A 21,019-nucleotide genomic window follows, 5' to 3' on the forward strand; every position below is an offset into this window, starting at 1 on the left:
GACCAGCCCCTAACTTCCGAACACCTTGCGCACGACGGCTTTCGCGCGCCGGGTTACCCGCAGATAGTTGTCCAGGAACTCGCCACCGTCGTCGTTGTGCCAGCCGGCGGCCACCGCCACCGCGTTGAGCTGACGTCCCGGTCCCGGCAGCTGGTCGGTGGGCTTGCCACGCACCAGCACCAAGGCGTTGCGCGCCCGGGTCGCGGTCAACCAAGCCTGCCGCAGCAGCTTCACCTCGTCCTCGGCGACCAGTTTCGCCTCGGCTATCGCATCCAGTGATTCCAGCGTCGAGGTGTTGTGCAAGGCCTCGATCTCGTGCGCGTTTTGCAGTTGCAGCAGCTGCACGGTCCATTCGATGTCGGCCAGCCCGCCGCGGCCCAGCTTGGTGTGCGTATTGGGGTCGGCGCCGCGCGGCAGCCGTTCGGACTCGACCCGCGCCTTGATGCGGCGGATTTCATGCACCGCCTCGGCGGAGACGCCGTCGGGCGGATAGCGGGTGTGGTCTACCAGCAGCAAGAACCGCTGGCCCAGCTCCGCATCGCCGGCGACCGCGTGCGCGCGCAGTAGCGCCTGGATCTCCCAGGCCTGCGCCCACTGCGCGTAGTAGGCCTCATAGGACGCCAACGTGCGAACCAGTGGACCGTTGCGGCCTTCCGGCCGAAGGTTGGCATCCACCTCCAGCGGTGGATCGACGCTGGGCGTGCCCAGTTTTGCTCGAACCTGCTCGGCCACCGCGGTGGACCATTTCACCGCCTGCGCATCGGTCACACCGCTGGCCGGTTCACAGACGTACATGACATCGGCATCTGATCCGTAGCTCAATTCGGAGCCGCCCAGTCTGCCCATGCCGATGACCGCGATGCGGGCCAGGGGCCGTCCCCCCTCGGGGGTGTTGGCCCGGATCATCGCCTCCAGCGCGGATTGCAGCACCGCCACCCACACCGAGGTCAGCGCACGGCACACCTCGGTGACTTCGAGCAGGCCCAGCAGGTCCGCGGAACCGATGCGGGCGAGCTCGCGGCGTCGTAGCGTGCGGGCGGCGGCGATGGCGCGCAACGGATCGGAGTATCGGCCCGCCGAGGCAATCAGTGCCCGGGCAACCGCCGCGGGCTCCGTCTCGAGCAGTTTGGGTCCGGTCCGGCCGTCGCCGTAGTTCTGAATCACCTCGGGTGCGCGCATCAACAGATCTGGCACGAAAGCCGAGGTGCCCAGCACGTGCATCAGCCGCCTACCCACGGTCGGCTTGTCGCGCAGGGTCGACAGATACCAGCTTTGCGGGGCCAGCGCCTCGCTGAGCCGGCGGTAGGCCAACAGCCCGCCGTCGGGGTCTGGGGCATAGGACAGCCAGTCCAACAGCCTGGGCAACAGCACCGACTGCACGCGCGCGCGCCGGCCGCTGTGATTGACCAGCGCCGCCATATGCTTCAACGCGGTCTGCGGGCCCTCGTAGCCCAGCGCCGCCAGCTGGCGCTCAGCCGCCTCCGACGTCATGCCCCGCCCGGCGATTTCCAGCCCGGCCGGGGCAATCGACTCCAGCAGCGGCTGATAGAAGAGCTTCGCGTGCAGCCGCGACACTCGCACGTTCTGATGCTTGAGTTCCTCGCGCAGCATCCCGGCCGCGTCGTGACGGCCGTCGGGCCGGATGTGAGCCGCCCGCGCCAGCCAGCGCACCGCCTCTTCGTCCTCGAATTCGGGCAGCAGGTGGGTGCGTTTGAGTCGCTGCAGCTGCAGGCGATGCTCGAGCAGGCGCAGGAATTCGTAGGAGGCGATCATGTTCGCCGCGTCCTCGCGCCCGATGTAGCCGCCTTCGCCGAGCGCCGACAGCGCGTCCACGGTAGAGGCGACATGCAGCGACTCGTCGCTGCGGCCATGCACGAGCTGCAGCAGTTGCGCGACGAATTCCACGTCGCGCAGCCCGCCGGTCCCCAGCTTGAGCTCGCGCCCGCGGATATCGGCGGGCACCAGCTGCTCCACCCGGCGGCGCATGGCCTGCACCTCGGCCACGAAGTCGTCACGTTCGCAGGCGGTCCACACCATCGGCATCAGCGCGGCCAGGTAGCGCTGGCCCAGTTCAGCGTCGCCGACCGCCGCCCGGGCTTTCAGCAGTGCCTGGAACTCCCAGGTCTTGGCCCAACGCTGGTAGTAGGCGATGTGCGATTCGACGGTGCGGACCAACTCGCCGCTGCGGCCCTCCGGGCGCAGTCCGGCATCCACTTCGAAGAACGTCGATGACGCCACCCGCATCATCTCGCCGGCGACGCGGATGCTGATCGGGTCGGCGCGCTCGGCCACAAAGATGACGTCGACATCGCTGACGTAATTCAGTTCGCGGGCGCCGCATTTGCCCATCGCGATGACCGCCAGTCGCGGTGGTGTGCGGTCGCGGCACACCGTCTTTTCGGCCAGCCGCAAAGCCGCCGCCAGCGCGGCGTCGGCGATATCGGCCAGGTGCGCGGCCACCACGGTGAACGGCAGCACCGGTTCGTCTTCGACCGTCGCCGCCAGGTCCAGCCCGGCCAGCACCAGAACGTGGTCACGGTGCAGGGCGCGCAACCGATGTACGGCCGAGGCCGGCGCCGCGGCCACCTCCTCGGCCAGATCCACGAACGACTCGAGCAGCGCCGCGTGTGATGGCAGTGCGACCTTGCCCCTGAGCAACTTCCACGACTGCGGATTGGCGACCAGGTGGTCCCCCAGCGACAGCGAGGAACCCAGCACTGCGAACAGTCGCCCGCGCAGGCTGCGTTCGTTGAGCAGCGCCGCGTTCAGCTCGTCCCATCCGGTGTCGGGGTTCTCGGCGAGCCGTACCAAGACCTTCAGGGCAGCGTCGGCGTCCGGTGCGCGTGATAACGACCAGAGCAGATCCACATGCGCCTGGTCATCGTGTTCGGTCCAACCCAGCTCCGCCAGGCGCGCCCCGGCCAGGGCATCCACCAATCCCAGACGGCCGACGCTGGGCAGCTTTGGTCGCTGCGTCGCGGGCTTCGTCACGTTCATGACGGTAGCGCAAGCCGACCGCTGATCGGACCGTCTGGTCCATCAGATTGATTTCACCGCGCCCCGCGGGCTACAGCGACAGGTATGTGCTCAGTTCGTATGGGGTGACGTGACTGCGGTAGGTGGCCCATTCACGACGCTTGTTGCGCAGGAAGAAGTCAAAAACATGCTCCCCCAATGCCTCCGCGACCAGCTCGGAGGATTCCATCGCGCGCAGCGCGCTGTCCAGGCTCGTCGGCAGCTCGCGGTAGCCCATGGTGCGGCGCTCTTCGGGCGTCAGGTCCCACACGTTGTCCTCGGCCTGCGGGCCCAGCACGTAGCCCTTCTCCACCCCGCGCAGCCCGGCGGCCAGCAGCACTGCGAACGCGAGATACGGATTGCACGCGGAGTCGGGGCTGCGCACCTCGATCCGCCGCGACGACGTCTTGTGCGGCGTGTACATCGGCACGCGCACCAGCGCGGAGCGGTTGGCCGCCCCCCAGGAGGCGGCGGTGGGCGCTTCACCGCCCAGGATGAGCCGCTTGTAGGAGTTGACCCATTGGTTGGTCACCGCGCTGATCTCAGAGGCGTGCTCGAGGATCCCGGCGATGAACGACTTGCCCACCTCCGACAGCTGCAGCGGATCGTCGGGGCTGTGGAACGCGTTGACATCACCCTCGAACAGGCTCATGTGGGTGTGCATCGCCGAACCGGCGTGCTGGCCAAACGGCTTGGGCATGAACGTGGCGCGCACGCCCTCTTCCAGCGCCACTTCCTTGATGACGTAGCGGAAGGTCATCACGTTGTCGGCCATCGAGAGCGCGTCAGCGAACCGCAGATCGATTTCCTGCTGGCCCGGCGCGCCTTCGTGATGGCTGAATTCCACCGAGATTCCCATGAACTCCAGGGCGTCGATCGCGTGCCGGCGAAACTTCGACGCCGATACATGCACCGCCTGGTCGAAATAGCCGGCGTTGTCGATCGGCACCGGTTCCGTCCCGTCCTCGGGGCCGGGGTTGAGCAAGAAGAATTCGATCTCGGGATGTACGTAGCAGGAGAAGCCGAGTTCGTTGGCCTTGGTCAGCTGACGCCGCAGCACGTGGCGCGGATCGGCCCACGACGGCGAGCCGTCCGGCATGGTGATGTCGCAGAAGATCCGAGCCGAATGGTGATGGCCGGCGTCGGTGACCCAGGGCAGCACCTGGAAGGTGGACGGATCCGGGTGCGCCACTGTGTCGGATTCCGAGACCCGGGCAAAGCCCTCGATCGACGATCCGTCGAAGCCGATGCCTTCCTCAAAGGCGCCTTCGAGTTCGGCAGGTGCGATCGCAACCGACTTGAGAAAACCAAGCACGTCGGTGAACCAAAGCCGGACGAAGCGGATGTCACGCTCTTCCAGTGTGCGGAGGACGAATTCCTTCTGCCGATCCATGACTCGAACAGTATGCAAGATGTGTTAAATGCGTGTTACCGATGCCCGGCCAGGCACGTTGCGGAGTGCCCGGGCGAGCGCGCGACCGGCTAGGACCCGCAGCGCAAATTGGCCGGCGGCGGCGTCAAGTTGAGCAAATACCGCACCACCGCGCCGTCAACACAGTCGTTGCCGTCGAATACGGCGGTGTGCTGAGTCCCGTCGTAAGTGATCAGCGGAGCACCCAACTGCCGGGCCAGGTCAACGCCGGCCTGATATGGCGTTGCCGGGTCATGGGTGGTGGACACCACGACAGCCTTGCCCGGCGCCGCGGGCGAGGCCGCATGTGGCACCGACGTCGCCGGCACCGGCCACAACGCACACAGATCACGCGGGGCCAACCCGGTGAACTGCCCGTAACTGAGGAAGGGAGCGGCCTGACGGAACTGTTGGTCGGCCGAGACCCACGACGCGGCATCCGTCGGTGTCGGCGCGTCCACGCAGCGGATCGCGTTGAACGCGTCCTGGCCGTTGTTGTAGCGCCCCGCGCGGTCACGGCCGTCGTAGTCGTCGGCCAGCAACAGCAGGTCACCGGCGTCGGTACCCCGCTGCAGGCCGAGCAAACCGCTGGTCAGATACTTCCAGCGCTGCGGCGCATAGAGCGCATTGATCGTGCCCGTGGTGGCGTCGGCGTAGCTGAGGCCGCGCGGGTCTGAGGTCTTTGCCGGCTGGCTGACCAGTGGATAGACCAGAGCGTGGTACCGGTTGACCCATTGGGCCGGGTCGGTGCCCAGCGGGCAGGCCGGTGAGCGAGCACAGTCGGCGGCGTAGTCATTGAAGGCGGTCTGGAATCCCGCCAACTGTTTGGCGTTTTCGTCGATTGGCCCGGCCATCGGATCGATGGCGCCGTCGAGCACCATCGCCCGGACGTGGGAACCGAACCGTTCGAGGTAGGCGGTGCCCAACTCGGTACCGTAGCTGTAGCCCAGGTAGTTGAGCTGATCGTCGCCTAGCGCCCGGCGGATCATGTCCATGTCGCGTGCGGTGGCCGCGGTGCCGACGTTGGCCAAGAAGCCCAGGCCCATCCGGTCAGCACAGTGTTGGGCCAGCTCTCGGTACACCTGCTCGATGTGAGCCACGCCGGCCTGGCTGTAGTCCACCATCGGGTCACGCCGGAACGCGTCGAATTCGGCGTCAGTGCGACACCGCAGCGCGGGAGTGGAGTGGCCCACTCCTCTGGGGTCGAATCCCACCAGGTCGAAATGGCGGGCGATCTCGGTGCCCCTCAGCTCGGGTGCCATCCCGGCGACCATGTCGACCGCGGAAGCTCCGGGCCCGCCGGGGTTGATCAGCAGCGCACCGATTCGCTGGCCCGTCGCTGGAACCCGGATCACGGCCAGTTTGGCTTGTGCCCCACCGGGTTTGTCGTAGTCGATCGGGACCCCCACGGTGGTGCACCGTGCGGTTGGAATCTCGCTGACGTTATCGATGAACGGCCCACAGGAGCCCCAGTTCTGCTGCGGCGCTGCTATAGGTATGCCCGGGCTCTGGGTCTGACCGACATCGGGTTCCGGTATCGCGCCCGCCACAGCCAGCGTGGTCGGCAACGCGCCGCAGAGCACCAGCCCAAAAGACAGCAGCGCCGAGCTCAGCGTTCTCAGGCGCAACATGGCGGACATCGTCTCACCCACGGATACCCGTGGCGCCGCGAAATGGTTACGCCTTGGTCTCGTATCTCACTACGTTGGACTACCCGCCAGTTCTGAAGTGTCGGTCTCGATTTCGTGACGACCGACGTGGGCCTCGGCCCGAAGACGTTTCACCATGTGCGGGTAGTGCAGCTCGAACGCCGGTCGCTCCGAACGAATTCGGGGCAGCTCGGTGAAATTGTGCCGAGGCGGAGGGCAACTGGTGGCCCATTCCAGCGAGTTGCCGTGTCCCCACGGATCGTCGACCAGCACCGGTTCGCCAAAGCGCCAGCTCTTGAACACATTCCATACAAAGGGCAGCACCGAGACACCGAGGGTGAATGCTCCGATCGTGGAGATGACGTTGAGCGTCTGGAAGCCGTCGGTGGGCAGGTAGTCCGCATACCGACGCGGCATCCCGGAATTGCCCAGCCAGTGCTGGACCAAGAAGGTGGCGTGGAACCCGAGGAAGGTCAGCCAGAAGTGAAACTTGGCCAGCCGCTCGTCGAGTAGGCGCCCGGTCATCTTGGGGAACCAGAAGTAGATGCCGGCATAGGTGGCGAACACGATGGTGCCGAACAGCGTGTAGTGGAAATGGGCAACCACGAAATAGGTGTCGCTGACGTGAAAGTCCAGCGGCGGGCTGGCCAGCAACACGCCGGTCAGCCCGCCGGCCAGGAAGGTGACCAGGAATCCCAGCGAGAACAGCATCGGTGATTCGAACGTCAGCTGACCTCGCCACATGGTGCCGATCCAGTTGAAGAATTTCAGACCGGTCGGCACCGCGATCAGAAACGTCATGAACGAAAAGAAGGGCAGCAGCACGGCCCCGGTGGCGAACATGTGGTGGGCCCAAACCGCCACGGACAGTGCCGCAATCGACAGTGTCGCGTAGACCAGCGTCGTATAGCCGAAGATCGGCTTGCGACTGAACACCGGGATCACCTCGGACACGATCCCGAAGAACGGCAGTGCGATGACATACACCTCGGGGTGCCCGAAGAACCAGAACAGGTGCTGAAACAGAATGACCCCACCGTTGGCGGGGTCGTAGATGTGGGCGCCGAGGTGACGGTCGGCGGCCAAACCGAACAGCGCCGCGGTCAACAGCGGGAAGATCATCAGCACAAGCAAGCTCGTGACCATGATGTTCCAGGTGAAGATCGGCATCCGGAACATCGTCATTCCCGGAGCGCGCAGGCACACCACGGTGGTCAGCATGTTGACTCCCCCGAGGATGGTGCCCAGTCCACCGACCGCCAGGCCCAGAATCCAAAGGTCCGGCCCCACACCGGGACTGTGAGCGGCGTTGGACAGTGGCGTGTAGGCGGTCCACCCGAAGTCGGCGGCGCCTCCGGGCACGATGAATCCGCTCAAGGCGATCAACGCGCCAAAGACAAAGAGCCAGAACGACAATGCGTTGAGCCGCGGGAAGGCTACGTCGGGTGCGCCGATCTGCAAGGGCAGAACCAGATTGGCGAATCCGAACACCACCGGGGTCGCGTAGAACAGCAGCATGGCGGTGCCGTGCATGGTGAACAGCTGGTTGTACTGCTCGTTGGACAGGAACTGTAGCCCCGGTGTGGCGAGCTCCGCGCGCATCAGCAACGCCATCAAGCCGCCGATGAAGAAGAAGATGAAGCAGGCGACCATGTACATGATGCCGATCATCTTGTGGTCGGTGGTGGTGATGATCTTGTAGATCAGGCTGCCTTTGGGCCCCATTCGCGGCGGAAATGGCCGGCGGGCTTCGAGATCGTGGGCAGGCGGCGCTTCGGTGGTCATTGATCAGCTCCAAAGGCAACGGTGACCGAATAGCTTTGGACAAGCCGCCCAAGTATTCCGGGCCGCCGCTGCACCGCCCTAGGGCCAATAGTCCCTAACCGCGGCGTTCGGCGCGGAGCTGGTTACTCGGTGTTATCGCACGCCTAGCACTTCGCGCCGCGCGGTGGCGTGGTGCCGCCGATCAGATAAGCCGTGACGTAGTCGTCGATGCAGCTGTCGCCCTGGAACACCACCGTGTGCTGGGTTCCGGCGAAAGTGAGCAACGAACCATGCAGCTGGTTCGCCAGATCCACCCCGGCCTTGTACGGCGTCGCCGGGTCGTGGGTGGTGGACACGATCACGGTCGGCACCAAGCCCGGCACCGACACCGCGTGGGGCTTGCTGGTCGGAGGGACCGGCCAGAACGCGCAGGTGCCAAGGGGGGCGTGGCCGGTGAACTTCCCGTAGCTCATGAACGGCGCGATCTCGCGCGAGCGGCGGTCTTCGTCCACGATCTTGGCGCGATCGGTGATGGGTGGCTGGTCAACACAGTTGATCGCGACACGCGCGTCGGTGGCGTTGGTGTAGTGGCCGTGCGAGTCGCGACGCATGTACATGTCGGCCAGGGCCAGCAGGGTGTCACCACGATCGTCGGTCAGCTCGGTGAGACCGTCGGTCAGGTGCTGCCACAGGTTGGGCGAATACAGCGCCATGATGGTGCCCACGATGGCGTCGCTGTAGCTGAGCCCGCGCGGGTCCTTGGTCCGAGCCGGCCTGCTCACCTGCAGATTGTTCGGGTCGACGAGCTTGTCGACCAGGCTGTGGTAGACGGCGACGGCCTTGGCCGGGTCGGTACCCAATGGGCAGCTGTCGTTCTCGGCGCAGTCGGCGGCATAGTCGTTGAACGCTTCCTGAAACCCCTTGGCCTGCCGCAGGTCCGCCTCAATGGGATCGGCATTCGGGTCGACCGCACCGTCGAGGATCATCGCCCGCACCCGCTGCGGGTAGGCCTCGGCATATGCCGAACCGATCCGGGTGCCGTAGGAGTAGCCGAGGTAGGTCAGCTTGTCATCGCCAAGCGCCGCGCGGATGGCATCGAGGTCCCGTGCCACGTTGACCGTGCCGACGTTTTCCAGGAAGTTCTTGCCCATCTTGCCGACGCAGCGGGCAACGAACTGCTTGGTTTCCTCCTCCATCCGCGCGACGCCGGCCTCGCTGTAGTCGACCTGCGGCTCCGCGCGCAACCGGTCGTTGTCCGCGTCGGAGTTGCACCACAACGCGGGACGCGAGGACGCCACTCCGCGTGGGTCGAATCCAACCAGGTCGAAGCGCTCGTGGACGCGCTTGGGCAACGTCTGGAAGACGCCGAGCGCTGCCTCGATGCCGGATTCACCGGGCCCGCCGGGGTTGATCACCAAGGAACCGATTTTGTCGCCCGTGGCCGGAAAGCGAATCAACGCCAGCGCCGCGACATCGCCGCGGGGTTGCCGGTAGTCGACCGGCACGGCGAGTTTGCCGCACAGCGCTCCGCCGGGAATCTTCACGTTCGGATTGGAGCTGCGGCACGGTGACCACTGGATCGGCTGGCCGAGCTTCGGCTCGGCCATGCGGGCGTGCCCGCCAACGACGCGGATGCAGCCGGTCAGGACGAGCGCCACGCTGGCGATCGCGGTCCATATCAGCAGCATTCGCGCGAGCTTGTCGCGGCGAGACAGGAACATGGCAACCTATGGTGCCAGAGAACACGGTAAATGCTGGTTAACCACCGTCACCGCGCCCGTCATCCGGTCTCGGCCAGCAGTTCTTCCATTACGGTGGCGAATTCGTCGGCCATTTGCCACAAATCCGGAAGCAGCTCCGGGCAGGCCACCAGCCCGACGTCGAGTTTGCCGTTCAGCGACATCACCGTGACGTTGAGGCCCGAACCGTGGAAGATGGGCCCCAGCGGGTACATCGCCTTGACCTCACATCCCAGCATGTACAGGGGCAGCTGCGGGCCCGGCACATTGGAGACCACCAGGTTGTGCACGGGCAGGCTTTCGGTCAGCCGGCTGCTTGCATAGACACGCATGGCGGCGCCGAAGACCGCCGGCGCGGCAAATTGCGACCAGTCCTGAAGCAGCGTGGCGCCGATCGCCGAACTGTGGCCCTTGGCAACCGTATTGCCGTGCGCGATGGCGTTCAGCCGCTCGGCCGGATCGGCGATCTCGGTGTGCAGGCTGGAAAACATGGCCGATACCTGGTTACGGCCGGGACGGTCGGACTTGCCGTGCACCGACACCGGTACCGACGCCACCAACGACGACGTGGGCAGTGCGTCCCGGTCCGCCAGGTAATTGCGCAGCACGCCGGAGACCAGCCCCATCACCACGTCGTTGACCTTGACGCCGAAGTGATTCTTCACCGCCTTGATGTCCTCGAGATCCAGCTCCGCGTAGGCAACGGCGCGCCGGCCGCTGACGCGGGCGTTGAACACCGTGCGCGGCGCGGTGAATGGGCGCGCCATGGTCAGGCCTTCGCGCGCCCGCAGCAGGGTGGACACTACCGAGGACACCGTTTCGGGCACCACATTGGCCAGCTGCAACGGCCGGGTGGCGAACCTGAGCAGGCCCCCGGCGGCGATCTGCCAATCGGTGGCACCGCCGACCCCGTCGACCGGATCCGGGGCGGGAGCGTCGGCTTCGGTGGTGCACAGCTGCGACATCAGGTTGGCACCGGTCACGCCGTCGACCGCGGCATGGTGCACCTTGGTCAGGACCGCCAGGCGCCCGTCGCGGTGGCAGTCGGTGCCCGCCACTCCTTCGATCACCCACATCTCCCAGAGCGGGCGGCTGCGGTCCAACGGCAGTGAGGCGATGTGACCGCAGATTTGGGAGAGCTCGGCCCGGCCCCCCGGTGGGGGCAGGCCGATGCGGTGCAGATGCCGATGCAGCTGGAAGTCCTCGTCGTCCACCCACACCGGGTGATCGAGGTTCAGTGCGCTGTTGGCCAGCTTTTCGCGGAATTCCGGCATCGCCTTGATCCGCAGTGCCAACGCGTCCTGCAGCCGGTCGAACGTGTAGCCGCCGGGCATCGTCGACGTGTCCAGCTCCATGATCGAGCAGACGTGCATCGGCTGATTCGAGGTTTCCAGGTACAAGAAGCTGGCGTCGAGGCCACTAAGCCGCTGCATTCCGCCGATGGTAGGCCGTGCGCGGGCTCACAGTGCATCCGTGCGTAAGAAATGGCAGACTAGCCAGGTCAGATGAACCCGGGGACCCGGATATCAGCTTGTGCTGAGGGCCACGAGGATCTACCCGACCAACAGCTAGGGACAATGATGTCTGAGCAGTTCTCTGAGCAGTCTGAGCAAAATGTCTATGGCGCTAACTCGCCGGTGCCCGCCGGTGAGTCGTCGCCTTCCGCGGCCAGCGCGCCGCGGACCAAGGTGCGAACCCACCACCTGCAGAAATGGAAAGCCGAAGGCCACAAGTGGGCCATGCTCACGGTCTATGACTACTCGACCGCGCGGGCCTTCGACGACGCAGGCATCCCGGTTCTATTGGTCGGCGACTCCGCCGCCAACGTCGTGTACGGCTACGACACCACGGTGCCGATCTCGATTGATGAGCTGATTCCCCTCGTGCGCGGTGTGGTGCGCGGCGCCCCGCACGCGTTGGTCGTCGCCGACCTGCCGTTCGGCAGCTACGAGTCCGGACCTTCGGCCGCGCTGGCGGCGGCCACCCGATTCATGAAGGAAGCCGGTGCCCATGCCGTCAAGCTCGAGGGCGGCGAGCGGGTGGCCGAGCAGATCGCGTGCCTGACCGCGGCGGGCATCCCGGTGATGGCCCACATCGGCTTCACCCCACAGAGCGTGAACACCTTGGGCGGGTTCCGGGTGCAGGGCCGCGGTGACGCCGCGGAACAAACGATCGCCGACGCGATCGCCGTCGCCGAAGCCGGGGCATTCTCGGTGGTGATGGAAATGGTGCCCGCGGAATTGGCCACCCAGATCACCGGCAAGCTCACCATCCCGACCATCGGGATCGGCGCCGGCCCGAGCTGCGACGGCCAGGTCCTGGTTTGGCAGGACATGGCCGGCCTCAGCAGCGGCAAGGCCCCCCGATTCGTCAAGCGCTACGCGGATGTCGGCGGCGAATTACGCCGCGCCGCGGTGCAATACGCGCAAGACGTGGCCGGCGGCGTATTTCCCGCCGAGGAGCACTGCTTCTGATTCTCCCCTACTGCTGACACCGATCCCGAAAGTCGGTCAGCGGCTGGCGAATGCCTTGTAGCTCGGCGTGTACGCCGGGGTTGGCGTCCATGTACTGCTGCAGTTGGTCACGGATGTCGTCGCGAGGCTGACCTCGCAGACCGGTGAAGTAGTCGTTGACCTCGGGATGGCTGAACAGGTACACCGAAGTCGCTGCGGCAACCCCGGCAGACACCCCGGCCAGGTCCGCCGCCGTGCAGTTCGGCGGTGCCGGTGCGGGAGCGGGAGCGGGATCATCCGGATCTGCCCCGGCGACCGCGGACGCGAAGCCGGCTGCGCCCAGGAACATCGCGCCGGCAACGATCCCACCGGCAACCAGGCGCGATCTGGCAGCACCGAACAACACCATGAACGACTCCTTCATCAAGTATCGGAAGGCCGCCGGGACGGCCCGCATCGCACACGATAGGTGCTTTCGGGCCGGTGCAGGAACCGAATGGTGTGTGGCGTCGGCAACCGAACCTTGAGGCTCACGCGTCACCTCGATATGGCACTCTATGATGCCTATCCACGATTTCATGTCCGCGGATCTGTGGCCTGACCGGAGGCGAAAATGCCTGTAAAGGCGCCGAAGACGGCGCGTCACTTGGAGGTCGAGCGCAAGTTCGACGTCGTCGAGTCGACGGTATCGCCCTCGTTCGAAGGCATTGCGGCGGTGGCTCGTGTGGAAAGGAAGCCGGTCCAGGCGCTGGATGCGGTGTATTTCGACACCGCAGACCAAGACCTCGCGAGCAATCGGATCACCCTGCGGCGGCGCACCGGTGGCGCCGACGCCGGCTGGCATCTCAAGCTGCCGGCCGGTGGTGACGCCCGCACCGAGCTGCATGCGCCGATCACGGAGCCGGACGCATCCGAGTCCTTGGGGGCGCCGACCCAACACTGCGTTCCGGCGGAGCTGCTCGATGTGGTGTTGGCGATCGTGCGTGATCGCCCGCTGCAGCCGGTCGCGCGCATCAGCACACAGCGCGCGAGCCAGTTCTTGTACGGCGTTGACGGCGCACCGCTCGCGGAGTTCTGCGATGACCACGTCACCGCCTGGTCGGCTGGTGCCGGTCCGGATGCCGAACCGGCGCAACAACAGTGGCGCGAGTGGGAACTCGAGCTTTCGGATCCGAGCCAGAGCGCCAGTCGCGAACTGCTGGACCGGCTGAGCAACCGGCTGCTTGACACCGGAGCGGCACCGGCTGGGCACGGCTCCAAGCTGGCTCGGGTGCTGGGCTCGACCTCGCCGTCGGCGGGCCGGCCCGAACCGGCGGATCCGGTGCACCGCGCGGTGGCCCGCTACGTTGCGGAGCTGCTGGTGTGGGATCGCGCCGTGCGCGCCGACGTCGACGATTCCGTCCATCAGATGCGGGTGACCACCCGCAAAATTCGCAGCCTGCTCGCGGATTCGCAGGATTCGTTCGGATTGGCCGACAAGGCGTGGGTTCTCGACGAGCTGCGCGAACTCGCCGCCGTGCTGGGGGTGGCCCGTGATGCCGAGGTGCTTGGCCAGCGCTACCAGCACGCCCTGGAGAGGCTAGACCCGACGCTGGTGCGCGGACCCGTCTACGAGCGTCTGGTCGACGGGGCCCGGCGCCGCTACCACGCCGGGCTGCGGCGGTCGCTGGTGGCCATGCGGTCCAAGCGCTACTTCCGCCTGCTCGATGCCCTCGACGCCATCGCGGCCGCGTATCCGGCCGACACCGCCGCCGCGGGGGCTGAGCCGGCCCCACCCCCGAGTATCGAGGCGGCTTACCGACGGGTCCGCAAGGCCGCCAAACTCGCCAAGGCGGCCGCCAAGGCGCCAAGTTCGCCGGCCGAGTCTGCCGCCGCGGACGCGGGTGCCCACCTCGGCCCCAACGAGGCGCTGCACCGAATCCGCAAGCGCGCCAAGAGGCTGCGCTACACCGCCGCGGCCACCGGAGCCGTCCAGGTCTCCAGCCAGGCCAAGGCCATCCAGACGCTGCTCGGCGATCACCAGGACAGCGTGGTCAGCCGAGAGCACCTGCTCCACGAGACCGATGCGGCGCACGCCGCGGGCCAGGACACCTTTACCTACGGCCTGCTGTATCAGCGGGAGAGCGATCTGGCCGAGGGTTGCCGGCAGCGGCTCGACGCCGCCCTGCACCGGCTCGACAAGTCGGTACGCAAGACCCGACGCTGAGTGCGGGTGGGCAAGTCAAACGCCATCCCACGCGCAGCATCAGGGCTCCGACGGACAAAGCGAAGGCCAGTAGTGCGAGCAGGCCCAACACGTTGGTTATCAGGCGGGCACACAGATGGCCGCGTCACGGTGAAGCTGCCGGGTGTGGCACCGCCGCGGATCAGCGCCAGCGCGCGCGGCTGTCGCAGAGTCGGCCGATAATCCCGGCGTCTCGATCACGTCGGCGGTGGCTGCCCAGCGGGCGCTGGAGCTGCCGGTACGGATGGGCATCGCGACCGGCGAAGCCGGGCTGCGCGATGGGGATTACGTCGGTGCGGTACTGAATCGTGCGGCACGGGTTCTGAATCCGCGGCCAGCACCACCGCAACCATCACCGCGACGGCGTAACATCACCCGCCGAAGCCAGAACCTCCGCCGGCCCAGCCCCCGTGTTCCCCCAGACCGATCTTGATGAGCCTGGCTCATGGCGGGCGGCCGCGTTCATGCGCGATCATCCGACAAAAGGAATTTGCGATCGGTTAGCATGACGGCATCACACGAGGTAGACGTCCGCAGAGCAGGTCATGGTGCGGAAGCCAAGTCGGGGGTGTGCCGTGAAAGCCATTCATTTCATCTCCGGTCTGCCGCGGTCGGGTTCGACGTTGCTGGCCGCGTTGCTGCGGCAAAACCCGCGGTTCCAGGCCGGAATGTCGGGTCCGCTGGCCGGCCTGTTCGGCGCCCTGCTCGACGAAATGAGTGGGCGCAACGAGTTTTCGGTGTTCATCGATGACGCCAAGCGCGAGCGCATCCTGCGCGGGTTGTTCAACGACTTCTATGCGGACTGCACCGCCGAGGTGATCTTTGACACCAACCGCGGCTGGTGTGCGTGGATGCCCGCGATTGCGCGACTGTTTCCCGATGCGAAAGTGATTGCCTGCGTGCGTGAACTGCAGTGGGTGGTGGACAGCATCGAGCGGTTGATTCAACACAACGTCTTTAGCCCGTCGTCGATTTTCAACTACAGCGCCGGCGGCACGGTGTTTAGCCGCGCCACAAGTGTGGTGGCGCCCGACGGCATGGTCGGCGGTCCCTACGATGCCCTGCGGCAGGCGTGCTACGGCGCGCAACGAGATCGACTTCTGTTGCTGCAGTACGAAACCCTGAGCACCGACCCGGCCAAGGCGATGCAGGCCATCTACGCGTTTCTGGGTGAGCCGGTGTTTGAGCACGATTTCGGCCATGTCGAGTACGACGTCACCGAGTTCGACGAGCGCGCCGGGACACCGGGGTTGCACACCGTGCGCCCCACGGTCACGGCCGAAGCGCGCGACACGTTGCTACCGCCGGATCTGTTCAACCGCTTCACCCACGACGCCTTCTGGCGCGACCCGGAGAGGATTCCGGCCGGGCTGACGGTCGTGTGAGGTTTGTTCTCTCCCAGCCATCTCGACCAGGCCGTGGTGGCGTTTCGATCAGCGGTGAACTGTCACGGCACATTCGCGCCGGGCGTACCGAAAAGGTCCACTCCCATCCAGTCGGGGGGAGCTGTGAGGTCGGCGGCCCCGCCGTTGCCGCCGGTATTGCCCAGGCCGGTGCCGCTACCGCCGTTGCCGCCGGTGCCGGTGCTGGTGTCGATGGTGCCGCCGGTGTTTGCGGTGAAGGTGGATCCCCCGCCGTTGCCGCCGATGCCGTCGGTGATGCCGTCACCGCCGGCCCCGCCGTTGGTGGCGCTGCTAGTGACGGTGCCGCCCCCGACGGCGTTGATTCGGGCTTGGTTTCCGGCGCCGCCGATGCCGCCGCCGCTTCCTGCCCCGCCGACCCCGCCGGTCGCGTAGCCAGTGGCGACGGAGCTGCCCGCCCCGTTGGCGAAGAGGTTGGCGCTGCCTCCGGAGCCGCCGCGGCCGCCGATGCCAGCGCCACCGCCGCCGCCGGTGGCCGTGCCGTCAGTGAGGGTGGCGCCGCTATAACCTCTGATCGAGGCGTAGTTTCCGCTGCCGCCGTAGCCGCCGGCGGTGCCCGCGCCCCCGGCGCCGCCGATGGAGATGCCGCTGGCGGAGCTGCCCGCGCCGTTAGCCCGAAGGAAGGCGTTGCCGCCGCCGCCGCCGTGGCCGCCGGTGGTGCCCGCACCCCCGTAGCCGCCGCTGACCGTGCCCGTGGCGGTGCCGCCGTTAGAAGCACTGACCTGGGCGTAGCCGCCAACGCCGCCGAGGCCGGCGGTGGTGCCCGCGCCCCCGAAGCCACCGATGGCGCTGCCGCTGGCGGAGCTGCCGGCACCGTTGGCAAATAGGGCGCCGCTACCGCCGCCGCCGCCGCTGCCGCCGGTGGTGCCCGCACCCCCGACGCCGCCGGTCGCCGTGCCGCCGGTGATGGTGCCGCCCCCGCTGGTGCTGATGGTGGCGTCGCCTCCGCGGCCGCCGCTGGCGTGGTTGGTGCCGCCGGCCCCACCGGCCCCGCCGGTGGCGGTACCGTCGGCGGAGCTGCCGGCATCGCTGGCGGCGAGGGTGGCGTTGCCTCCGTGGCCGCCAACCCCGCCGGCGGCCACGGTGGTACCGGCGCCGCCGACGCCGCCCTCACCACCGGTGGCGGTACCGCTGGTAATGCCGCCGCTGGTGGGTAGCACCCTGGCGCCCCCGCCGCCGCCACCGCCGCCACCGCCGTAGCCCGGCCCGCCGCTGGTGGCCGCCGCGCCCGCGCCACCGGCCCCGCCGGCGCCGGCAGTCGCACCGGTGCCGACAGCCCCGCCGCTGCCGCCCTGGCCGCCGTCGCCGCCGGCACCGTCGGTGCCACCGACGCCGCCGGAAAGGCCGCCCCTGCCGCCGGTACCGCCGGCCGCGCCCCCGTTCGTGGAGGTACCGACGCCGCCCAACCCGCCGGTGCCGCCCCTGCCGCCGTCACCGGCGCCGCCTGTGGCGCCAGCGGAGCCGAGGAATCCGCCGGAGCCGCCGGCCCCGGCGACGCCGCCGGAGCCGCCGTCACCACCGTTACCGCCGGTGCCGGCCGAGAAGGACTGCGTGCCCGGGGCACCCTGCGCGCCGGTGCCACCCACGCCGCCGTCCCCGCCGGCACCGCCGCCCCCGCCGCTCCCGAACAGCCCGACCGCGCGGCCACCGACGCCACCGACCCCGCCGTGGCCGCCGTGGCCGCCGGACGCGCCGGCTGCGGCCATCGGGTCGGCGGCTGCGTCATAGCCGAGGCCGCCCTGCCCGCCGGCACCACCGGCACCGGCGGCTCCACCCAGCTGATAGCTGGTGCCGCCGGCCCCGCCGTGACCACCCATGCCGGGCGCCGCGGTGGCTGAACCGGCCGCACCCAGCCCGCCGACACCGCCGGCCCCGCCGCCGCCGAAGATCAGCCCACCGGCACCACCGTTGCCTCCGGTCCCGCCGACCGCGCCGCTGCCCGCATAGGCGGTCCCGCCGGATCCGCCGTGACCGCCGGAGCCGAACAGGAACGCCGACCCACCGGCCCCGCCCGCGCCACCGGCCGGGCTGGTGGCCGTACCCGGCGTGCCCGATCCGCCATCGCCGCCATCGCCCCACAACCATCCACCGGGCCCACCGGCCTGCCCGGTGCCCGGCGCCCCATCGGTACCCGGCCCAACCAACGGGCGCCCGGTGAACTGCAGGAACGGCGCATTGATGGCGTCTTGCACCCCCACGGCCGCAGCGGCTGCCGCTTGCAGCGGCGACGCGCTGGCGGCCTCGGTGGCCGCATACAAGAACCCACCGCCATTCAGCGCCTGCACGAACTGGTCATGAAACAGCGACGCCTGCGCGCCCAGCGCCTGAAACTGCTGGGCGTAACCACCAAACAACTTTGCGACCGCCGCCGACACTTCATCCTCAGCCGCCGCCGCAATCGATGTCGTCAAGCCCGCCGACGCCGCATGCGCCTCCCTGATCGACGACCCCAGGCTGCTCAAGCTGGAAGACGCTGCAGCTAACTCCTCGGGTGCGGCATAAACAAAAGTTGACACTCGTCAATCCCCATCACGACCGGACGGTCCAAGTCCGAAGGAAACAATTTTCGGCCTTTTCCGACTTTTCCGAGACGCTACGCCCGCCCATTCCGATCATCGCAGCAAATCTACGGTCCGGTGACAGAAGCCCCATGCTCTTAAGGACCTAAGTCACTAACTCGTGAGGCTAATTAACCAACGGCAAACTAGCGAAAGGCAACCCACCGAAGTTTGCCACCCAAGGCACCGGCGCCCGTCGTCGCGGCTGACCTTCTTGGCGGCCAGCGGTGCACATCGCCGGATCAGCAAACTCCGTCCCACAGTCCCGCCTACAGCCACCTGTGGCCCGATTCCGACAACCGGACGCGGGACGCAATTGATTCGGTGCTCGGATCTGCTGCGGACGCAAGCGGCTCCGGCTAGCTGAATATGCAGGTCGTAGACGTAAGGCGGACGAGTTGGCCTGTAAGCCGGATTCTGTTCCACACCGCCGCGGCTGAACCAGCGGCGGCGCGGCGGCGACCATCCATCTGGGCACACCGTCGCCGGGTACCTCGAGCGGCCTACCCGCAGACTCGGGCGAGCAGCCCTCAAACGCCTGCGCGGCCGCACCTACGGTACGGCCTTCTTGACCTTGCTTCGGGTGGGGTTTGCCTAGCCACCCCGGTCACCCGGGGTGCTGGTGCGCTCTTACCGCACCGTTTCACCCTTACCACCGCGAGAGTGGCGGTCTGTTTTCTGTGGCACTTTCCCGCGAGTCACCTCGGATTGCTGTTAGCAATCACCCTGCTCTGTGAAGTCCGGACTTTCCTCGACTCGACGCTGACCTCATGACAAAACGAGCCCAACGCGAGCCGCGGCCGCCCAGCCAACTCGTCCGCGGAAGATACGCTACCCGCTACGCAAAATCGCGGCCAACAGACGCCGTCGAACCGAGCCGCTGGCCCGATCGTTGACGGCGGCGCTGCTACAGGTAGCCGGTCTGGTTGACCAGCCGCACCGACGACGCGCCGTCGGCATAGAACTCGGCGATGCTCAGCGACGCCAGATCAAGATGCAGCCGGTAGAGGACCTCGGAGCCCACATCGAGCGCGAGTCGCAGCAACATCTTGATGGGCGTGACGTGTGAGACCACCAGCACGGTCGTGCCTTCATACCGGGAGATCATCCGGTCGCGTCCGCGCCGAACCCGCCGCAGCACTTCATCGAAGCTCTCACCGCCCGGCGGCGTGATGCTGGTGTCGTTGAGCCAACGATGGTGCAGGTCGGGGTCGCGGTTGGCGGCCTCCGCGAAAGTCATGCCTTCCCAGACCCCGAAGTCCGTTTCGACCAGGTCTTCGTCCACCGTCACGTCCAGCCCGAGGGCTCGGGCCGCCGTCGTCGCCGTATCGTAGGCACGCTGCAGAGGCGAGGACACCACCGCAGCAATTCCGCCGCGTTGCGCGATGTAGCGGGCGGCCAAACCGGCTTGGCGCCAACCGACTTCGTTGAGCGCCGGGTTGCCGCGCCCGGAATAGCGGCGTTGCACCGACAGTTCGGTCTGACCATGTCGCAGCAGCAGCAGCCTGGTGGCCGTATCGCGTCTACCGGTCCATCCGGGAGCTGCCGGGGTTTGCACAGGCGCCGTGTTGGCGGGGTCGGCGACGGCGGCCACCGCCACGGTACCGGGTTCGCCACGCCGATTGGTGCGAACCGCGGCGTCCATCGCTTCGTTGGCCAGCCGGTCGGCATGCGCATTGCGGGCCCGCGGAATCCAGGCGTAGCTGATCCGGCGGAATTGCCCTGCCAGCTCGCGCGCCTGCCCATGCAGTTCCACCAGGTCCGGGTGCTTGACCTTCCAGCGCCCGCACATCTGCTCGACCACCAGTTTGGAATCCATCAGGACCGACACTTCGGTGGCACCCAGCTTGACGGCGTCGTCCAAACCGGCTATCAGACCGCGGTATTCAGCGACGTTGTTGGTGGCGCGGCCGATCGCCTGTTTGCTCTCCGCCAACACGGTCGAGCGGTCCGCGGTCCACACCACTGCGCCGTATCCGGCCGGCCCCGGGTTACCACGCGATCCACCATCAGCTTCGATGATGACTTTCACAGCTCGGGTCCCTTGATCCGTAAGAGGATCGCGGCGCATTCCGGACACCGAAGCACCTCGTCCTCGGCGGCCGCCGAGATACGAGCCAATTCGCTGCGGCCGATCTCAATACGGCAGGCACCGCAACGGTGGCCCTGCAACTGCCCCGCGCCTGGCCCGCCGCCGGCCCGCAGCCGTTCGTAGAGCGCGGCAAGATCGGGATTCAACGATGCGGCCAGCGTGTCGCGTCGCGATGAATGTTCTTGACGGGATTGGTCGAGTTCGGCCATGGCGGCATCGACGGACTGCTGGGCAGCGGTCAGTTCGGCTTGCAGGACTTCGAGCGCCGCAATCTCGGTGTTCTGTTGCGCCTGCAACTCCTCGCGGCGCTCCATCACCTCCAACAGCGAATCTTCCAGACTGGCCTGGCGGCGTTCCAGGGTCTCCAGCTCGTGCTGCAGGTCAGCCAATTGCTTGGCATCCACAGCCCCCGAGGTGAGCAATGACCGGTCCCGGTCTTCACGCTTACGTACCGCGTCGATCTCGTCTTCCAGGCGTGAAACCTGGGCGTCCAAGTCCTCCAACCCGATTCGCACCGCAGCGAGTCGGTCACCGACCGCCTCGTGCTGAACCCGAACCTGCTCGAAAGCGGACCCCTCGGGCAGATGGGTGGACCGATGGGCGATCCGTGACAGCTCAGCATCGAGCTTCGCCAACTCCAATAGCGAACGCTGCTGTGCCGCTTCGGCCTTCATGTCTGATCTCCCGGTCCTA

13 protein-coding genes and 1 other RNA gene are annotated in these 21,019 nt (G+C 67.3%); 3 read left to right on the forward strand and 11 right to left on the reverse strand.

Translation table 11 applies throughout. The features are described 5' to 3' along the window. Window positions 1-9 precede the first annotated feature (9 nt). The 6 genes from CCUG20998_RS15895 to CCUG20998_RS15920 all read right to left on the reverse strand — a co-directional run bounded on the left by CCUG20998_RS15895 (window position 10) and on the right by CCUG20998_RS15920 (window position 11,011). The gene (locus CCUG20998_RS15895; protein WP_020730655.1) at window positions 10-2,997 is read right to left on the reverse strand and encodes a bifunctional [glutamine synthetase] adenylyltransferase/[glutamine synthetase]-adenylyl-L-tyrosine phosphorylase; all 2,988 of its coding nucleotides are present in this window, start codon (window positions 2,995-2,997) and stop codon (window positions 10-12) included. Window positions 2,998-3,067: 70 nt separating this feature from the next. Beyond that, window positions 3,068-4,408 (reverse strand): type I glutamate--ammonia ligase, encoded by a 1,341-nt coding sequence (glnA, locus tag CCUG20998_RS15900; protein ID WP_012394948.1) that lies wholly within the window; start codon window positions 4,406-4,408, stop codon window positions 3,068-3,070. An 89-nt stretch (window positions 4,409-4,497) separates the two neighbouring features. Next, window positions 4,498-6,066 carry an alpha/beta hydrolase gene (locus CCUG20998_RS15905; protein WP_020725675.1) on the reverse strand — a complete coding sequence of 523 codons (1,569 nt, stop codon included), beginning with the start codon at window positions 6,064-6,066 and terminating at the stop codon, window positions 4,498-4,500. Between the two features lie 60 nt (window positions 6,067-6,126). Further along, window positions 6,127-7,860 (reverse strand): aa3-type cytochrome oxidase subunit I, encoded by a 1,734-nt coding sequence (gene ctaD / locus CCUG20998_RS15910; RefSeq protein WP_012394950.1) that lies wholly within the window; start codon window positions 7,858-7,860, stop codon window positions 6,127-6,129. Between the two features lie 143 nt (window positions 7,861-8,003). After that, window positions 8,004-9,560 carry an alpha/beta hydrolase gene (locus CCUG20998_RS15915; protein WP_020730653.1) on the reverse strand — a complete coding sequence of 519 codons (1,557 nt, stop codon included), beginning with the start codon at window positions 9,558-9,560 and terminating at the stop codon, window positions 8,004-8,006. A 59-nt stretch (window positions 9,561-9,619) separates the two neighbouring features. Beyond that, window positions 9,620-11,011 (reverse strand): WS/DGAT/MGAT family O-acyltransferase, encoded by a 1,392-nt coding sequence (locus tag CCUG20998_RS15920; RefSeq protein ID WP_020730652.1) that lies wholly within the window; start codon window positions 11,009-11,011, stop codon window positions 9,620-9,622. 147 nt (window positions 11,012-11,158) lie between these two features. On the opposite strand from CCUG20998_RS15920, the gene panB reads away from it, so the two are divergent. After that, window positions 11,159-12,052 (forward strand): 3-methyl-2-oxobutanoate hydroxymethyltransferase, encoded by an 894-nt coding sequence (gene panB / locus CCUG20998_RS15925; RefSeq protein ID WP_038581622.1) that lies wholly within the window; start codon window positions 11,159-11,161, stop codon window positions 12,050-12,052. Window positions 12,053-12,059: 7 nt separating this feature from the next. Here the strand turns inward: panB and CCUG20998_RS15930 are convergent, their stop codons facing one another. Continuing rightward, entirely contained in the window at window positions 12,060-12,488 is a 429-nt protein-coding gene (locus tag CCUG20998_RS15930) for a heme-binding protein (RefSeq protein WP_038579973.1), read from the reverse strand. A 156-nt stretch (window positions 12,489-12,644) separates the two neighbouring features. On the opposite strand from CCUG20998_RS15930, the gene CCUG20998_RS15935 reads away from it, so the two are divergent. Next, window positions 12,645-14,237 (forward strand): CYTH and CHAD domain-containing protein, encoded by a 1,593-nt coding sequence (locus tag CCUG20998_RS15935; RefSeq protein ID WP_038579975.1) that lies wholly within the window; start codon window positions 12,645-12,647, stop codon window positions 14,235-14,237. Window positions 14,238-14,830: 593 nt separating this feature from the next. Then, on the forward strand, window positions 14,831-15,640 hold the full coding sequence (locus CCUG20998_RS15945) for a sulfotransferase family protein (protein WP_020730647.1): 810 nt from the start codon (window positions 14,831-14,833) through the stop codon (window positions 15,638-15,640). 62 nt (window positions 15,641-15,702) lie between these two features. Here the strand turns inward: CCUG20998_RS15945 and CCUG20998_RS29070 are convergent, their stop codons facing one another. From CCUG20998_RS29070 to CCUG20998_RS15970, 4 genes are all read right to left on the reverse strand, one after another. After that, window positions 15,703-18,192, reverse strand: a complete 2,490-nt coding sequence (locus CCUG20998_RS29070; RefSeq protein ID WP_116269122.1) for a PE family protein — start codon at window positions 18,190-18,192, stop codon at window positions 15,703-15,705. Between the two features lie 432 nt (window positions 18,193-18,624). Continuing rightward, window positions 18,625-19,050: RNase P RNA component class A (gene rnpB / locus CCUG20998_RS15960), an RNA gene on the reverse strand. Window positions 19,051-19,141: 91 nt separating this feature from the next. After that, window positions 19,142-20,266, reverse strand: a complete 1,125-nt coding sequence (locus CCUG20998_RS15965; protein ID WP_020730646.1) for a bifunctional RNase H/acid phosphatase — start codon at window positions 20,264-20,266, stop codon at window positions 19,142-19,144. Beyond that, window positions 20,263-21,000: a zinc ribbon domain-containing protein gene (locus tag CCUG20998_RS15970; RefSeq protein WP_020730645.1), complete on the reverse strand. Its 738-nt coding sequence runs from the start codon at window positions 20,998-21,000 to the stop codon at window positions 20,263-20,265. Before CCUG20998_RS15970 ends, CCUG20998_RS15965 begins: the two co-directional genes overlap by 4 nt. Window positions 21,001-21,019 lie beyond the last annotated feature (19 nt).

Origin of the sequence: Mycobacterium marinum (genome assembly GCF_003391395.1) — a bacterium.
Taxonomy (GTDB): Bacteria; Actinomycetota; Actinomycetes; order Mycobacteriales; family Mycobacteriaceae; genus Mycobacterium; species Mycobacterium marinum.

Coding starts and splice junctions, on each gene's coding strand:
- CCUG20998_RS15895 (WP_020730655.1), bottom strand. CDS start 2,997: ATGAACGTGACGAAGCCCGCGACGCAGCGACCAAAGCTGCCCAGCGTC.
- glnA (WP_012394948.1), bottom strand. CDS start 4,408: ATGGATCGGCAGAAGGAATTCGTCCTCCGCACACTGGAAGAGCGTGAC.
- CCUG20998_RS15905 (WP_020725675.1), bottom strand. CDS start 6,066: ATGTCCGCCATGTTGCGCCTGAGAACGCTGAGCTCGGCGCTGCTGTCT.
- ctaD (WP_012394950.1), bottom strand. CDS start 7,860: ATGACCACCGAAGCGCCGCCTGCCCACGATCTCGAAGCCCGCCGGCCA.
- CCUG20998_RS15915 (WP_020730653.1), bottom strand. CDS start 9,560: ATGTTCCTGTCTCGCCGCGACAAGCTCGCGCGAATGCTGCTGATATGG.
- CCUG20998_RS15920 (WP_020730652.1), bottom strand. CDS start 11,011: ATGCAGCGGCTTAGTGGCCTCGACGCCAGCTTCTTGTACCTGGAAACC.
- panB (WP_038581622.1), top strand. CDS start 11,159: ATGTCTGAGCAGTTCTCTGAGCAGTCTGAGCAAAATGTCTATGGCGCT.
- CCUG20998_RS15930 (WP_038579973.1), bottom strand. CDS start 12,488: ATGCGGGCCGTCCCGGCGGCCTTCCGATACTTGATGAAGGAGTCGTTC.
- CCUG20998_RS15935 (WP_038579975.1), top strand. CDS start 12,645: ATGCCTGTAAAGGCGCCGAAGACGGCGCGTCACTTGGAGGTCGAGCGC.
- CCUG20998_RS15970 (WP_020730645.1), bottom strand. CDS start 21,000: ATGAAGGCCGAAGCGGCACAGCAGCGTTCGCTATTGGAGTTGGCGAAG.